Annotated in this window: 10 protein-coding genes; 9 read left to right on the top strand and 1 reads right to left on the bottom strand. The window is 43.8% G+C overall.

Annotated elements, in window-relative coordinates; translation table 11 throughout:
* The first annotated feature begins 93 nt into the window (after positions 1-93).
* From KN811_RS19310 to KN811_RS19270, 9 genes are all read left to right on the top strand, one after another.
* Positions 94-864, top strand: a complete 771-nt coding sequence (locus KN811_RS19310; RefSeq protein ID WP_187966356.1) for a rhamnogalacturonan acetylesterase — start codon at positions 94-96, stop codon at positions 862-864.
* Between the two features lie 595 nt (positions 865-1,459).
* A complete protein-coding gene (locus KN811_RS19305) occupies positions 1,460-2,422 on the top strand; it encodes a DUF3829 domain-containing protein (RefSeq protein ID WP_187966357.1) in 963 nt (320 codons plus the stop codon).
* 18 nt (positions 2,423-2,440) lie between these two features.
* On the top strand, positions 2,441-3,007 hold the full coding sequence (locus tag KN811_RS19300; RefSeq protein WP_187966358.1) for a hypothetical protein: 567 nt from the start codon (positions 2,441-2,443) through the stop codon (positions 3,005-3,007).
* A complete protein-coding gene (locus KN811_RS19295) occupies positions 3,008-3,502 on the top strand; it encodes a hypothetical protein (protein WP_187966359.1) in 495 nt (164 codons plus the stop codon).
* Between the two features lie 27 nt (positions 3,503-3,529).
* Positions 3,530-4,762, top strand: a complete 1,233-nt coding sequence (locus KN811_RS19290) for an ankyrin repeat domain-containing protein (RefSeq protein ID WP_187966360.1) — start codon at positions 3,530-3,532, stop codon at positions 4,760-4,762.
* 19 nt (positions 4,763-4,781) lie between these two features.
* Positions 4,782-6,137 carry an ankyrin repeat domain-containing protein gene (locus KN811_RS19285; RefSeq protein WP_187966361.1) on the top strand — a complete coding sequence of 452 codons (1,356 nt, stop codon included), beginning with the start codon at positions 4,782-4,784 and terminating at the stop codon, positions 6,135-6,137.
* A gap of 17 nt (positions 6,138-6,154) precedes the next feature.
* Positions 6,155-7,813, top strand: a complete 1,659-nt coding sequence (locus KN811_RS19280; RefSeq protein WP_187966362.1) for a WG repeat-containing protein — start codon at positions 6,155-6,157, stop codon at positions 7,811-7,813.
* A gap of 15 nt (positions 7,814-7,828) precedes the next feature.
* A complete protein-coding gene (locus KN811_RS19275; protein ID WP_187966363.1) occupies positions 7,829-8,722 on the top strand; it encodes a DUF7738 domain-containing protein in 894 nt (297 codons plus the stop codon).
* Between the two features lie 78 nt (positions 8,723-8,800).
* On the top strand, positions 8,801-9,298 hold the full coding sequence (locus tag KN811_RS19270) for a hypothetical protein (protein WP_187966364.1): 498 nt from the start codon (positions 8,801-8,803) through the stop codon (positions 9,296-9,298).
* A gap of 38 nt (positions 9,299-9,336) precedes the next feature.
* Here the strand turns inward: KN811_RS19270 and KN811_RS19265 are convergent, their stop codons facing one another.
* Positions 9,337-16,665, bottom strand: coding sequence for a LamG-like jellyroll fold domain-containing protein (locus KN811_RS19265; RefSeq protein ID WP_187966365.1), 7,329 nt, complete (start codon positions 16,663-16,665; stop codon positions 9,337-9,339).
* Between the last annotated feature and the right edge of the window lie 165 nt (positions 16,666-16,830).

The following is a 16,830-nucleotide window of genomic DNA, read 5'->3' as shown; positions in this document are numbered from 1 at the left end:
CAACCCGACTTTACCTTTCGGCACATAGCGGTTTAGTTCATTTAATCATCGATTGCCGGACGAGATCGGAGTACCGGCCTATAAAACAATATTATGAAACCAACCATAACCTTATTAATGGCCGTATTACTCTTTTCCTGTGAAAGAACGGCGGTGACAAAAGAACAAAGCAGGGAAAAGAAATCCTTCACCACCGTTTATCTCATAGGCGATTCCACCATGGCCGATAAACCTCTGGAAGGCGGAAACCCCGAACGCGGATGGTGCCAGTTAATGCCGGAATTTATGACCGGGAATGTGACACTGGAAAACCATGCTGTCAACGGCAGGAGCTCCCGGAGTTTTATCTCCGAAGGCTGCTGGGACAAGGTGCTGTCACGTCTCAAACAAGGGGATTATGTCTTTATCCAGTTCGGGCATAACGATCAGAAATTCAAGGACCCTTCGCGTTATACCAATCCGTATACGGGCTATAGGCAAAACCTGGAAAAATTTGTACAGGAAACCCGGGAAAAAGGGGCCACGCCCATATTGTTTACTTCCATTGTACGGAGAAATTTTAACGAATACGGCACCCTGATGGACACACACGGCGATTATCCCCTTGTTGTCCGTCTGGTCGCAGACGATATGGACGTACCGTTCATAGACCTGCAACGGCTTACCGAAAACCTGGAGATCTCCTATGGCCCGGAGAGGTCCGAAGAGTTGCATCTGTGGTATACTCCCGGGGAGATCCCTTTTTATCCGGAAGGAAAACAGGACAATACCCATTTGTCTGTAAAAGGAGCGAGAGAAGTAGCGGGGCTGGCTGTTGAAACTTTGAAGAATATGATCCCCGAACTGGCCCGATATCTGAAATAATGAAGAAGCTCTGAATACACCCCGCTTTTTATAACTGTTTATCAGCTTCTTCAAATCTCCAAAAAATAGCTCGAAAATTGTTCAGACAGCCTCTTTTTTTACGCCAATAAAATCTGTCCCCCAGATTGTTACTGCCTGGGTCATTACTCGCCTTGCCGTCGTCCACCCGGATGCCGTGATGTGCGGATATCGCAATCGCCTGTTTGGTTGAAACCTTTTTTGCAAGAAAGCCGGGTAACGATTTCAGGGAGGTCGGCTTTAATTACCCGATCGGGATAAACTTCAGCACTGTTTTTATAAGTTACTGGATAGATGCATGGTTATATTCGCCAAATTCGGGCTTTGAAATCCCCTCATGGCCTAATACATTATGCAGTAAAAGTATAACAATTACAACTCCTGCCCCGGATATGAATTTCGTAGACGCTTTGTAGACGTTTATCTGACGGCTTGTAGTCGCTGTATATGCGGCTGAAAATTGTTTTGGTATTTCCGACGCTGTAAATTTGTTCCTGGAGCTTTAGCCGAAATAATCATCAAGGCATTCCATCTGACCCATGAAAGGCAAATAAAAATGGTGAAAACACAAACAACAATGAAAAACGCGATTTATTTTTTATTGCTGATCTGGGCTGTAACAGGCTGCAAGACTAATAATGAACAGGAAGGTGAAACAACTGAAGCAAACCACACCGGTTTTATGTCTCCTGAATTTATTAAGAAGTACAATCAATACGTCTATTTTGATACCTTTCATAAATGGGTGAACTTTAATTATGACAACTATTTTGATTTGGTAGATCCGGATACAGGGCCACAGGGAATTGAAGTATATGGATTATACCCTTTAGACGCCGAAAATATTGACTGGCTTGATACGGCCATTGAAAGCAAGCCCGTTATAGACGAAGTAGACCGGGAAATGGAAATGGTAAGCAAGGCTGCACGGCAATTAGCCAAAGTGGTAAATGAAGCAAAGGACTATTATTACCGGGAAAATTACAAAGATGATCATTTTGCAAAAGCCAAAGAGCTACATCCCAGGCTACTGGAGTCGTTTAAGGCTTACTACATTGCTTATGATGCGATGCAGGGAACTTTTATGAAACTTCAATATAAAATGCTTGAAGCTGATTTGAAAGGGCTGAAAAAAGGTGATGGGCCCATCCGGTACTACCTGTTAAAGAACCTTGATCAGGCCAGGAAAATTATCACTTTCATTCAGGAAACACCGGACATAAGTACACTCAGCCTTTCAGAGTTGAATACATTGTTCAACGTGTTCAAAACCAGTTTGTCAGACCTGGAGGAAAGTATGGAACACGAAGATCGGATAAAGGAATTTGGAATGTACCATGGATATCTGGAAAGTTACAGGTCCTTTGCCGATAATTTTATTGTGGTCTTCCGAAATTTAAAGGAGCGTGTGGAGAAGAACGATTTCAGCTATTTGCCAACATACCCTAATATTCCGGATAGGGGAACTCCCGAAAAAATAATGAAGGTATATAAAGAGATGTTCCAGGCTTACAACAATCTGGTCGGAAGACTTTATTAAAAATGAAACAAAAAAAATATGAAAACAATAAACACAACAAGCATTGCAATCATTTTGCTGTCTGTACTATCCGTCAGCCTCACTTCCTGTAACCAGGCTACACCCGATAAGGTAGTGCAGAGAACCTGGTTAAATACCAATAATGTAACAGCCCGTTATTCTCCCAAATTTTTCGGAGAGCTTCGTGCGCTCAAAGCAAAAGGGAATATTATCGTATTTAAAGAGAATGAAGCCATAAAAGGAACAGCCGTTGAATATGTAAACCAAATGGTCATTGACCCATTGAATGAAAGTATCAATAAAGTAGAAGGCTTGCCCGAAAAAGAAGATACCAAAGAACTAATCGCTGCGTCCTTAGATGTATTTAACTATGGTAAAGAAATTTTTGAAAACGAATATCTGGATATTGCAACAATGATCGATGAAGGACAGCCGGAAAAAGCCATTGATGCCGCCATTGAAAAACTGTTTGTAACACACGATGAAAATATGCAGGTCCGGCTTCTCTACCTGGACGAACTGGCTATTTCCTATGCGGAAAAACACAATATTCCCATTCAGAAAGTGAACAATCAACCGAGATAAATGAAATTTCAAATTCCCATACCATTACCTTCTTCCCTTAACAGGAAAGAACTCGAAATTTTTCATTCCTTAAACCAGGAAACTTATGGGCTTGAACTTGCCCGGAAAGTAGCCGGAAAATTAAAACAACACCCCACAAGATTGAATGAGAACGGATATTATGTGGGCGGAGGGGGGCTTTACCATTCACACCGTGATTATTGCGGTATTGGGTTGTATTTTTTTGAAGGAAAATTTACGCTGGGCGAAGTGAATGACGCAATGGGTCCCTGTCCTGTATTGATTACTTTTGATGAGGAAGAGGAATTTGTAGAGTGGTTGGCCAACCAAAGCGACCAAAGTATGTCGTTGATGGTTAGAAATGATCACCTCCCATTTAATTTCAATAATCAAACCATCACTAAAATTAGACTGGAATATTTTCTGGAAGAAGAATATGACCCGGTTTGGAATTCGTATGGCGCTTATGTGAAAAAAAGAAAAATAAATGAATAATGTAAAGTTATAATAGGAACATTGCTGATGAACGAAACAACATTAAAAGAAGCCATCAGGCAAAAGGATTTTGCGAATGTGGAAAGATGCATCAAAGCAGATGCTGATAGCTTTAACAGTTTAAAGAGTTACGAAAAGGAATCCCTGATAAGCGGGGCACTCAGGCACAAGTCCTTTTCATTAATACTGGCCCTGGCCGATTCCGGTTTGCTCACCACCGATGTGTTTGAGCTGGATAACTGGACAGGCAGTGATATCTGGAACGTACTTTTATATACGCCATTTGAAAAAAACAACCATGTCATCGGGAATAGCAGGGCAAGTAAAACCATAGACAGTGCCGATGAACTGGATGAAGAAAGCCTGGCATTTTTCCAAACCTTTGCAACCCGTATTGAAAACATCGACGAAGCCGTAGAACGGCAGACACTGTTGCAACTGGCCATTTCAAAAAACCTGCCCGTTCCGGTATTGCAGGCCATAGTCGATAACGGATGCCCGGCCGACAGTTACGATCATTCCGAAAATACCTTGTTGTTCCAAAAGCTGACACCGGAAGTAGGCAGGTGGCTCATTGATCAAGGCCTGGACGTGAACCATAAAAATAAAGGAAATGAAACCCCTTTGGAAAAAGCCATCGAAAACAACAACAACGAACTGGTAAAAGCCCTGTTGGATAACGGAGCCGACCTTCATCACACCAATAAAGAAGGTAATTCAATGTTTTACTTCGCCCTGGTAGATAAAGTTAATTATGATCTCTTTGATACATTGTGCGAATATGACAGCCCGAATTTTGACGAGACCAACCACACCGGAAGTTCACTGTTGTTTAACTACATCGACCGGTTGACTTCCGCAGGCGAAAATCAATTGAAATATCTCGAAAAACTCCTGGAAATGGGCGCCGATGTACAACAGGTAAGCACTGATATTTACGGCCGGACAAAAACACCGCTGGATGCTGCTATGGGTAAAGATGCCGTGGTTTTTGAAACGGTATTGAAGTTTTATCGGGATGGGATTAACCAGACCGGTAATGACGGAAACACATTGCTGCACAAAGTATGCGGACTGGACCTGAACTTTGACCAGGCAAAAGCAAAAGACCTTTACAGAAAAGTAAAACTGCTACTCAATAAGGGAGCCGATCCGTCGATACGGAATGCCGAAGACAAAACGGCCACCGACCTGGCGGCAAACGATAATTTAAAGGAAAAAACCGTGGCATTATTGTTAAAATATCAGGCATCTGCCTAATAAAAAAACCGGAAGAAATATGAGCCAATCGTTTTTAATAGCCTGCGAAAAAGGTAACCGGAAAATAGCCGAACTGCTACTGGAGCAGGAAGTCACCGATGTTAACTACACCGACGAAAAGGGCAGGACGGCCCTGCATTATGCCGCACACCGCGGGTATAAGGAAATCTGCGAACGCCTGATTGCCAAAGGAGCAGAACTGAACTATGAAGACCACAATGGTGAGACTCCTTTGTATTTTGCCACACTGCAAAACCAGGTGCAGGTCATTAAACTGCTGTTGGGCCATCATGCCCGGACCGATATTGCGGACGAACAGGGGAACAATTTGTTGCACCTGGCCGCCAAAAACGGGCAAAAGCCTTTGTGTGAATTGTTTTTAGACCACGGTATCGATATCGAAAGCACTAACAACACCGGCGAAACGCCACTGATGCTTGCCATTGTGTACCGTAAAAAAATACTGGTCGACTTTTTTATCGGTCAAGGTGCCGATGTATCCGTAAAGACTAAAAAAGGGAATAACCTGCTTCACCTGGCCCTTCCGTCCGGTAATCTGCCCATTATCGAAACCCTGTTGGAAAATGGCATCCCGGTAGATGAGCCGGACAGCAATGCCGCCACACCCTTGCTTCACGCTTGTTACAACAACAACATCCGGCTTGTGCGCTTACTGGTAGAAAAAGGTGCCGATGTGTTCCAGACAAGTGCCGATGGGATTTCCCCCGTTTACTACGCCTGTGCCTATAACCAGAAACAGGCAGTACAGCTCTTTCTCGACCGGGGGCTGGACGTAAACTATCAGACCCCTTCGCAGGGAGCGGTTACGCTGGGAAGTTACCTCGATTTTGTAGAACAGGCGCAGAACCTTTCCTCAGACAGTTTGTACAACCTGAGCAGCAGCTACACCTCCGGCGGGGAAAGCCTGTTGCACCTCGCCGTAAAAAATAAACATTTGTATATGGTAGAATTGCTTCTCAGGAAAGGAGCCAACATAAACATTCAGGACGAATCGGAAAACACCCCTTTGCATTACGCCGCATCTAACGGAAGCAAGGATATTGTAGCATTATTACTTGAAAAAGGCGCCGATGCCAACCTGACTAACATAAGGGAACAAAAACCTCTTGATTATGCAAATATCAGGGGCTTTAATGAAATTACCGCATTGATCCTGGGTGAGAAAACAGGCACAAATTCGGAACACAAAGACCATCCGATAAGTCAAAGCAGTGTCACCCAAAATACCAACCTGGCTCCATTGAAAGAAGACATCAAGGCTAAGCTAATAGAATTAAAAGAACTGTTTGACGCTTCGCTAATTTCGGAGGAAGAATACAACGAGGAAAAGAAGGAGTTATTGAAAGCCTTTTGAATAATAGACTTTTAAAAATGACAACACAAAAACCTATCATCATCTTTCTCTTATGGATGGCCGCTATACCAGTACAGGCCCAGGGGCTTTTTTCAACCTATGGCAACTGTTCCCAAAACACCTATGGCTATATTAATATAAAAGACACCGCACAAAGCATCGCCCCGGTCTTTTGTGATGCCAGCACCTTTTCTGAAGGACTAGCAGCCGTGAAAAAAGACGGAAAATGGGGCTTTATCGATGCAGGCAACAAGGAAGTCATTGCTTTTCAATTTGATTATGCCCGTAGTTTTATGGAAGGGCAATCTATTGTTAAGTCAGGTGATTTTTACGGGGTAATCGATAAAAAGGGAAAGTTTGCAATACCACCCTGTTATTACGACCTGATACCCTGCGAGTTGGAAGGACAACGGTATTATATTTCCCGGGACAGCACTTTTTTTGCGGGAATTATCGATGCCAGGGGTAATGAAATACTCCCGCATCGATATACGTATATTATCCCTTACGAGGCCAGCCTGAGCAAACGGAGAACCTATAAAAATGTTCCTTTTTTTACCATGTATCGGGAAGTAGACACAACCGAAGGCAGCTTTTATGAACAATTCAAAAAAAATCCCTATCATTTCTCTCCGGACAAAGGCCGGAAAGATATCTACGATACTGCATTTAATAAAATAACTTCCCGGAATGTCACTTCCTATGAAGATGAATATACCCACAAGGAATTGACAAGTATCGACAACTACCTCGAAAACCATCGTGAAAGGGAGATTCATCTGAAAAGAGAGGGAATCCGTCAATTGCTCGATTCAAAAAAAGAGTACGAGTCAAAAACCGGAAATCCGGCTACAAAAGATCTCCCGGCCACCGATGAGGAGTTAGATCAATATATGGGCCGAATGGGCTATGAAAAATTCACAGGCGAAGATGGAAAAACAGGTGTAAAAAAAGATGGTAGCATCATCCTTTTGCCCAAGTTCGAAATCGTAAAATGGTGGGGCGGCGCACTTTTTTCACCTCCAAAGGAAAGTATTTCTTATTTGGAAGAACATTATTCCGGTGAGTTCGATGTTAATGTAAAGAACCTTTTCAAACTCTTTTGTATTGCAGCGGGCGACAAGGAAAAAGGAATGGTATACACGATGAAAGGTGAAAAAGTATTGGAGCTTGGAAAGAATAGTTTTTTTGAAGCTACTCCCGCAGGCTTTGTCCACCAGACAGCGGAACGGGATACCGTTCGACAGCTCACCCGGTACAAAACCGACCTTACGGGCTGGAAAGGGCAGGTTATAGTACCTTCTGCTGAACATGTTATTAAGGTACTGAACGAAAAACACATTTTAACAAAAAGGGAAAAGGAGACCGAACGGGGAAAGGAAGAACATTCCGGACTGTACAACACCTCGGGAGAGGCCGTTATCCCCGAGGGGACCTTCTCAGCTATCGAGCCTTTTCAGGAAGTTCCCGGGTTCTATTTGGCCGGACAACACGTCATTTACCCTACCGTAGAAGAACAAAAGAACAGGGAGGGCAAAAACAAACGCTTTGTACTGCTTAAAGTAGAGGGGAGTGCCTATACCATTATCCGTGAATTTACCGCAAGCAAAGTTTATCCCCGCTCTTTAGGCCCTGAAACCGGAATGTTGAAGTACAGAAAAGAGAAGGAAGATTAAAAATTTCCGAAAAAAATGAGATTGAGTTCAAATGCCATAGCGATAAACATAAAACCGGATGCCATATACATAAACGGTATACGTATTGGTTTCCCTTCCTCGGCTGGTGACATCCAAAAAGCATTGGGAAAACCTTCGAGAAGCGTGTCCTCCGAATTCGTTAAACTCACCTACGACATCTGGGATCATTTGGGGATTTATACCTATTATATCTCTGACGAGCATATTTGGGGACTAAATCTCCTGACTACGGGGACGGCACTTCGTAAAGAACACCCCAAATCAAACTTTAAGGGAAATATCTTCATTGACGGAAAAGCTCCGGGGGAATGCAAAGAACGTATTGTGATAGGGGAAATGTCTCTCAACCCCTTCAGGCAAACCGGAATGCCGGCAGGCTATACAATAGGGCAAAAACAATATGAAGATGTGGTGGAGACCCATCCCTCAGAAATGTTGCCCAATCCGGAAACAGTAACGGTTCATTTAACCCGTGAAACGTTGTTCGTCAATGACGTCCGGGTGCTGTTTCCCGCAAAGCCCGAAACGTTGTTCAAAGCATTGGGCGGCCCTTCAAGAAGAGGTAAAATGCAGTATTCCAATGCTACTTATTACACCTGGGACAAGCTGGGAGTGCATGCCATTCCCGACGAAGAGGGAATGATAAACGGCTTTATGTTGATTGCAAAATACCCGGACAGGCTCAAAGACCTCCCCAAAAGCAACTTTAAAGGAAATATTTGTATTAACGGAGCGCTCCTGAAAAATAACGAACTACTACCGGTAACAACGGCAAACACTATTATAGAATACAAGAAAGACCACATTATAGGAAGCAGCTCAGGGAGCCCACGTTACATGGAAATTTATTTTGTAAAAAGAAACCCATATATCACCCAGACCTTTTGATTGAAAACAGATTATGTTAATATTCTTCGGGACAAGAGCTTCAAAAATAAAGGTTATGTGTATAAACGGCAATACCGAATGAACAGGTCACTAAAAATAATGCTTGCTGTCGGAGTAATTGTTCTATTCGTTATCGGATGGAATGTATATACATTTCTGGGAAACCCTTATTGGAAGATAGGCTTGTTGGGAACAAAATACATTAAAGAAACCGATTACCCGGATAAATGGGAAGCAGACATATCCGTCCTGAATGAAGTGTATGAAGAGGATTTTTATGTAGTCAGAAAATACAAGTACTCAAAATATGTATGGGGAATTGGTTATGGCGGCAGTTCATCCCACACAGATGATTACTTTGCTTACGGACTTGCCGATGCCGGAAAAAACATAATTATTCCGGTAAAATATGAATATCTTCAGGTGGGGAAAGATGATAAAACCAACAAATTGTATGCTTTGTGTAAGCCTTACCGGAAAAAAGGGAATGGGGAAGCTAAGAAGGAAATTTATGATTTTGTAAAGCGGGGAAATAGCATTCGGGTCCTAAAGCGGAATGTGTTAAACAATGAATAAAAAACTATGTTGCAACGAGAATTTTTAAAGATCAACGGCTAAGCCGAACTGTCATCTTCAACGGCTGTTAGCCCAACGCTTTCCGCAAAACAACTTTCTGCCGGAGGGGCTTCGGTAATTCTCCACCACTCAAAGTTCCATGCGCCTGTTTCTGAATTGATACGAAAATCATGCATCCCCTCTTCGATGTACATGGAATTTTCTATTGTTATATAATGTGACCAATCATGAGTATTGGGAATATCCAAAGAATTTTTTTGTCCGCCATCAACCTGTAGTGAAAGCCGAATATTATCACAATCCGTAGAAACCCTGTATTCTATAGTGTAATTTCCTGATTTTGGAATATTGATATTATTATATTCCATCCACCCATCCCGGCTCATATAGCCAACATCTATTCCATTCTCTGTTTGTGCATGGCTATCAAGAGCTACACCATATGAATCAGTATAATATTCCGCCTGTATTTTTAAACTAAAAATATCCGTTTCCTGATCTGGCGCTATATAAGATATCATGTATTTATGTAGTTGATTCGCCAATTTTTCGGCCTGTAGTTTCGGTAAATTCATTGATTCTACCACCAATGCAATATTTTTATCAATGATCTGGATGTTTGGTGGATATCCGGAATGTTGAATATTGGGAAAGCTGTCGGTAATTTGCGGGTTATACCCCAGCAATATAGGGGTCAGCAGGCTGTTTCGTGCTGTGCTGATATCGTCTGGTCGCTTGGTTTTGTTAGGTATGGTCACATGCTTGATATCCCCGGCATTTTCTGAACTTTCATCAGGCGGTACACGATTTACATAAGTGACCCTGTGAAACACTCTCCACACTTCGTTACGCCTGGTCAGGGCATCTTTCAGCGCAACCGCATTGGGATCTTTGGAGTTATTAAGCCAGTCCTGGTCGATGATCTGTTCATCAGGTCGTTTTGTATTGGCCAGTGCATCAAAATTTTTCTTGTCGGGATCCAGGTAAAAACTCATAAAGCGATATCCCAAAACTTTGCCCGGACAGGGGGCCGCCTGGTAATTGATAGGGTATTGCCCTGTCTGTACATACGGAGTAAAAGATGCCTTCGTTGGATCAGTATCATTATCTAAAGCCACCTTGAAAATACCTGCCACATCTTCTAAAATACAATTTCCGTCTTTATCTTCGTATATCGTATAATTGGTAGTATATGTTTCGGGTTCGTACCTGACACGGATCTTAGAGACTACCCCGGCGTCAATCAATGCCTTGGTCAGTGCATTTGCCGATGGGTCGAGGTAACTGAAATCGCCCGGTGTCTGGGGACGGTATCCCCAATCGAGCCCGGTAACATTTACATTTGGGACGGGGATGGCCTGTTTTCCCAAAAAACCTTCGCCACCTACCTTTGATTCCAGTGAGAAAGTGGAGATTTCACCATTTACTTTAGTGTGAAAACCTTGAAAGTCTCCAACGGCATAGAAATCCAAGTTGTAAGAACGTCCCATTAATGCATTCACTCCAAACAAAAATTCCACTCCCATGTTAAGACCCGCCTGAGCCTTTATCTCCCAGGAGGGGCCATGGGCCTCTCTACGCGCCGCTTCACCAGACATTTCCTCGGAGGAGAGGCCACCGTCTGCAGCCCATACATAGGTGTTGACCATACTGAAGTTCACATCGTCTTTTTTTAATTTTCCCGATCGTAAAGATTTTGAGAAGTTTTTATATTCTGCCCGCTGTCTTTCAATTTTACCTTTAATTGTATAAGCCTCCTGTACCTTATAGTAACTCCCTTTTTCATCGGGCCCCAAGTCTTTATAATGCACATCTTTGTCAAAACCTACATATCCATCTAAAGTGCCGTTTTTTACATAGCCGGGATTGAGTTTAAACATAATGATATTGGTATCGGGCGGAATATTAGGATCCGGAACAATCCGGTAGCCCATAGTGGCACCGGTGCGCTTGGACCGTAACGCATAAAAGTCGGCAACCAATGACTTTACTATAGCAGACCCCATATTGTTGGGTCTGTATATCCGTTTGGGCTGTACCCCGACCTCCTCCTTGGAAAAACAACCAATGTTATATAAATTTTGCTCAAAAGCACCATCCACGATTATTGAACTGGTTTTATTCCTGCTGTCGGCTATTCTGCCGGAGGTAACCTTACGCCTTTGACCGATACCGTCAAATTTCAAGTTAAACATAAAATGTCCGCTACCGCCCGCTATATGTGATATAGTACCAATACCAAAAGGAGAAACCACCGCGTCTGCTTGATAGTTTTCCTTATATCCGATTGAAAGGTCCAGAGACCCTCCTCCTCCAGACGAAGCCTCTTTTATATTACTGAACCGCACATGATCTCCTTCTTCTAAAGTCACGCTTGATGTTCCCAGATATTTATCCGGCGTACTGGATTGCTCTATGCCCAGATTTTCACTTGGCAAAGGTGGAGCTCCTTCAATAAAACCAACGATTTGTGCGTTTGTTTGTATTTGCCCGATATAAACCAGGTCTGTGGCGTCCGGTTCTTCATCGGTATCCAGTAGCCAGGTTATACTACCAGATTTAATACCGATGTGCACCTTTCCCTCACCTGCTTCCAGTTCTGTAATGGCAGGAGAAGAGCTTAACTCCAGGGCTTCTGCTTCCCGTGTCATTACTTTATTGCTGATATTAATGGCATATTGGACGTCATCCGCTACCGGTACAGGATATGGCAGGTCTGTGCCTGGTTGGGCCCATACCTGTGAAGGGATATTTGGCGAGGAGGATGAAAACAGGGCATCGCAAGGATTAATGACCTTATCAGATAATCCCACCTCACCATCCGTTCCTGAACCCTGATTATCATTACAGGGCCAATAAGCTACCAGGCCTGTTTCATCACCTCTGAGCGTACGATTCAGGGTTGATTGTATAGCACTTTGTTTGCGTCGAATATCCCATACCCTTACCTCCGCCAAATAACCGCTATATCCTCTTGGTAAACCCAGCCATGCACCGACACTCGGATCGGGATGATCAGGATTGTTTCCGGGATCTGTATCGATGCCTATTTTAACTCCGTCAACAAACAGCGTCCAGTAAGATGTGATAGGAGTCGGTATCCAAAAAGGATTGTCCTCATCGGTTTTATCGATATTCCGTACACCCATAATTTTACCAGGGTTACCGCCTGTTTCATCACGAACCTCCTGGCCTTTACCCTCATCAAAGTTCCAGTAAGCGGCCAGATCCGTATGTTTTTCCGGATCGTCAATCGCCCGTTTTCTATAATAATCGATTTGAGCGGAAAGCCGTGCGGTTGTCCAGATACGAATGTCATCGACAATGGCAGCAAGTATTTCTGAAGTTTTACTATCTTCCTTGCCTATGTAAAGAGTGGCATCACCGGTATTTAATTTAGCAGGTAACTGGTTTTCCTCAAAATTATTTATGGCAGGCTGGCTGTTGTTGACATACAACGTAAGTGAAGATTTAACAGGTGCGGCATAAAAATAAGCGTCTCCACATACCTTTACACTTACGGTATTAACCGCATTGGTAATTCGGGGATGTATAGTGATTTTATTTCCGCTATTATCTCCACTATCATCCCCATTACTATCTCCAAAATCATTCTTGTTGTCGTTTGGTGGGGCGTTCAAACTCCAATAACCTTCCAATCCCGCTTCAGATGTAGAGACCGGTACGTTCAAATGGTCAATGATCTGCTGTTGGGTACGGACCGTAGACCAGAGACGTACCTCTCGCATACCTCCTATGTAGTGTTTTTCTGTATCATTTATATTTCCATCCTCGTTTAAATCTTTCAACGCAGCTCCGATGATCCACCCAAAGGCTGGCAAACTATCGGTGAAATCATAATCAGGTTTTGGTTTATCAGAGTTCAACTGCTGGGGAACTCCATTGATGTAAACAATGATGCTGCTGGCTATCCAATCGAATACAACGGCCAGGTGCATATCGGCAGAATCGTCATTTTTGTCAGAGGCAAAAGGAATATTCACCCCGGTAGAATAAGGTCCCATTCTCCGATTCCCGTCTTTTTTGGTTATATAGTATAATTTGAGTTCCCCTTTTGTATCAATGGACAATTCGAAAAGGGAATTTGCCTTATCATTTCTCGCACAAGAGATAAGAGTAGAACGATCATTGTCCTTTTTTTCAGGCCTGATCCACATTTCAATGGTCACTGTACTTGATGGTATCCCCCTGTTTTCAAGTACTGCGGCATAAGAATTGTGAGATTCCGGAAAATACAGCATGTTCTTTGTCCCGGTGGCCTGATATACACCACTGAGATGGGTCCACGCCCCCTTGGTTAAGGATTTTTCGCCGGAAACAATATATTCGTTGTCATTATTGTCTTGGATTGAGAATACAGGCTTACCGGAATCCAGGGCCAACTTAAATCTTTTGTCTTTCATCTCGGGGGCCCACTGCGATATGATGGGAACTACCTTGCCGCTGTTAATACTTTCCGTATCAGGACATACCCAGGCTTCTACCGTGATCGCCTCTCCGGGTTCCCTTTGCAGTTTACCGCATCGAATATAGGCCTCATCATGCAAGTGCAGGCCCCAGCTTGAACGATAGGCCGCGGCGAGGTGTGTCCATTGCATACTATCGGGGACCGGGTCCTTACCAATGGCAAATACGATATCGCTCCCCTTGTTCTTGGCAGCATACAGATGGTTGTCTTTGGTTAAGCCAAAAACATAAGGTGTATTGCCATATCCCTGAAATAAAATAGTATTAGTACCGGTAAGGTGATCAGAACTGATTGCCCAGGCCTCCAGGGTTACATCTCCGTCTAATTGAAGTTTATCCGCGGCACTATCTTCAAACCAGAATACTGGGTTTTTAACGGCTGCCGGGACAGGGTCCAATACCCATTGCGGATCTGAAGCGGCTAGGAAAGCATATTGTACAGAATTAGGAGGGGAAGGGTTATCGGGCACGAACTGATCGAGGTCTTCGCCCAGTTGATGAATACCGGTTGCGCCAAATAAGAGAGAAGCGTACGGATGTAAACGTTCAGGTAATTGATCTTCTGTCAGGACTGTTCCGTTAAGCATTCTCGTGACGTTCTCTGTATAATTGTAACCCGGTTCTTTAACCGAATTTGGCATCCGGCCATTGATTATATCAACAATCGAGGAAAGTTTTCGTGGGACGGCTGTCCAACATTCGTATAGCCCAAATTTATCATTTTTTAAGACATTCTCACTCATAGTAATGGTTATCATACCATCGTGTTCAGTATCATTCTTAATGAATACACCGCCTAGATTGAATAACGTGCCCGGAGCCAGTGCTACAAACCTTAATTTCACAGACATTTGGTTATCCTGGCTTCCTTGCCACGATAATATCACCTGGTTGCGCTGGGTACGTGTATCGTAATGAATTGAACCCCAATGATCGTCCGTTCTTCGGTAGGCCATTCGGATCAAACCATCCGCGCTGGGAAGCAGGGCGGCGGCACCCCGGGTTTGAACGTCGGGAAGTACAGCCCCGTAAATAGCAAGCAAACCCTTGTCGCGATTACCGACAAGGGGCATACTAATACGGCTGGCAGAGGCGGCGCCTATCCACCGGCCACCCTGGCAAACCGCGTTTTCGTGCGTACTACCTTCAACCTTGTTTATTAACGTATTACCCTGGCCCTCATCCATTTGATAAACAGAATTAATGCCGCTATCCTTTTTTTGTTCCAATACATCGATACTTCGGTATTTATTCAATTGACGACTAACCAATTTACTGTCCCAAATACGCATTTCACCAATTAAGCCTTTGAAATAATACCTATGTGCTAGTTCGCTGCGCCCCACGGTTGCTCCAACCGGTTGACCGATAGGCGATGGGGAAATTTGAAAGTCACCCACTTCCCAGCCATTTAAATATCCTTTCAAATATCCTGAACTGGAAAAAGTAAACGCGATATGTGTCCAGACATTGGGGGGTAATGGGGGAAGCTGATCCAGGATAGTCGGGTACAATAGATTGCGTGTCTCTGGATTTATTTTGAACAGGCCTAAATGTAAATCATTCATCAGGCATATTCCGCCGCTGCTTTTATCGTCACCATCGCCGAACTCCAGTTCGAAAATACACTGATCCTCCTGTGGATTTGCATACGGCATGATCCAGGCCTCAAACGTATGCCCGCTGGCGCTGCTATTAGGTAGCGTAATATAATCGCTACGGCCGTTTAGTTCGAGGGCTGTGCCATAAAAAGGGATTTCCGGTAAATTGAGTTCAACGGCTTCCGGATCGCTGTTCATCCATTTTTCCGTTGACGAGCCTGCAAGCCGCCCGTTCAAACCGAGGTCGATATCCAGTACACTGAATAATTGACCGCAGGACAAACTGAGCATGATCCCTGCATTGGTCATTACACTAATGGCGCCGCTGTCATTGGTGTACGCAGGTTCCTGACGGTAGTAGAGTGTAGCTGATAAGTTGCTTACCGGGGGAGTAGTATTTTGTCCGCTGCCATCATCATCATTGTTATGAACAGGCAGGTATTTTGCCGAAGGCTCGATAAGAGGAAAGGTCTGTTTGTTGGTATTGGTGGAAAATTTATTGAATCCGTGTAATTGTGAAACATCAAATGGAACAAAAAGGGAAGCAGGAATAGAAAAAGCCACAATATACTGGTCTTGTGGGGCAAAAATATGCCATACAGGGGATTTATCTCCCACAGGCACTCTCACCACTGCAAATGTACTGGTCGGGGAAAATTGCACATCAAGGGGCAGGAGGAATGCCGGTTCCAAAAATGGTTCTCCGTCCATGGACTCACTGCCCAGGCTGTCTTTATCTGAAGCGGGGACATCCGCATTTTCACTGCGTACATAGCGGGTTTCCGTAGCATGTGCCAGGGCCATATCCTGCTGTTGAAAAATAAACCGGTCCACTAAAAGCCCCACGGGAAATGTATCATTAGAACCCTGGGATTGAGGGTCCAGCGACGTAGTGCGGAACAGGTATATATAGTCTCCGTCAGATACCACAATAAAAGGATTGGCTTGTGTGAGCGATGCTGTGGTATTCGGGTCTCCATTGGCATCTTCGCCCGGGATATCCCGTAAAAGCAGGTTCATCCCTGCTACGCGGGTTTCTGTGGCACAATTTAAAGGAATAAGTTCTGTCCAGCCATCATCGACTGTCAGGTCGCCGGCATCGATATTTTCTTCAACTTCGGTTCCGACAGCAGGGTTGAGCACGCACCAAAATACTTCATCATATTCCGATCCATCACCTGAGCGGGTTGTAGGCGATGAAGCAAAGGCAAAAGCATGGCCCTGGTGTGTAAGGGTCTTTACATGGGTAAACGGACGCTCTTCGTTTCTGGTTTTCATAGTAGGTTTATTTTTGGGGCCTTTCGGGGGAAAGGGCGTTAGTAATATTTTCAGATCGGATAAAAACTCATTTCGGTAATTTTTATGTTATTTCACTAAGAGCCTGTCTTTGGAATATTTTATAGTGTATTTTTTTGTCAGACAGGGCCGGGCGTATAAAAAAGG

The sequence above is a fragment of the Sinomicrobium weinanense genome (assembly GCF_018863395.1).
Classification (GTDB): domain Bacteria; phylum Bacteroidota; class Bacteroidia; order Flavobacteriales; family Flavobacteriaceae; genus Sinomicrobium; species Sinomicrobium weinanense.
The sequence above is the reverse complement of the archived record's forward strand: the minus strand, read 5'-3'. Positions and strand labels throughout refer to the sequence as shown.

What these genes read in the sequence shown, in the direction of transcription:
- KN811_RS19310 (WP_187966356.1), top strand. Translation starts at nt 94, where the DNA reads ATGAAACCAACCATAACCTTATTAATGGCCGTATTACTCTTTTCCTGT.
- KN811_RS19300 (WP_187966358.1), top strand. Translation starts at nt 2,441, where the DNA reads ATGAAAACAATAAACACAACAAGCATTGCAATCATTTTGCTGTCTGTA.
- KN811_RS19290 (WP_187966360.1), top strand. Translation starts at nt 3,530, where the DNA reads ATGAACGAAACAACATTAAAAGAAGCCATCAGGCAAAAGGATTTTGCG.
- KN811_RS19285 (WP_187966361.1), top strand. Translation starts at nt 4,782, where the DNA reads ATGAGCCAATCGTTTTTAATAGCCTGCGAAAAAGGTAACCGGAAAATA.
- KN811_RS19305 (WP_187966357.1), top strand. Translation starts at nt 1,460, where the DNA reads ATGAAAAACGCGATTTATTTTTTATTGCTGATCTGGGCTGTAACAGGC.
- KN811_RS19295 (WP_187966359.1), top strand. Translation starts at nt 3,008, where the DNA reads ATGAAATTTCAAATTCCCATACCATTACCTTCTTCCCTTAACAGGAAA.
- KN811_RS19280 (WP_187966362.1), top strand. Translation starts at nt 6,155, where the DNA reads ATGACAACACAAAAACCTATCATCATCTTTCTCTTATGGATGGCCGCT.
- KN811_RS19270 (WP_187966364.1), top strand. Translation starts at nt 8,801, where the DNA reads ATGAACAGGTCACTAAAAATAATGCTTGCTGTCGGAGTAATTGTTCTA.
- KN811_RS19275 (WP_187966363.1), top strand. Translation starts at nt 7,829, where the DNA reads ATGAGATTGAGTTCAAATGCCATAGCGATAAACATAAAACCGGATGCC.
- KN811_RS19265 (WP_187966365.1), bottom strand. Translation starts at nt 16,665, where the DNA reads ATGAAAACCAGAAACGAAGAGCGTCCGTTTACCCATGTAAAGACCCTT.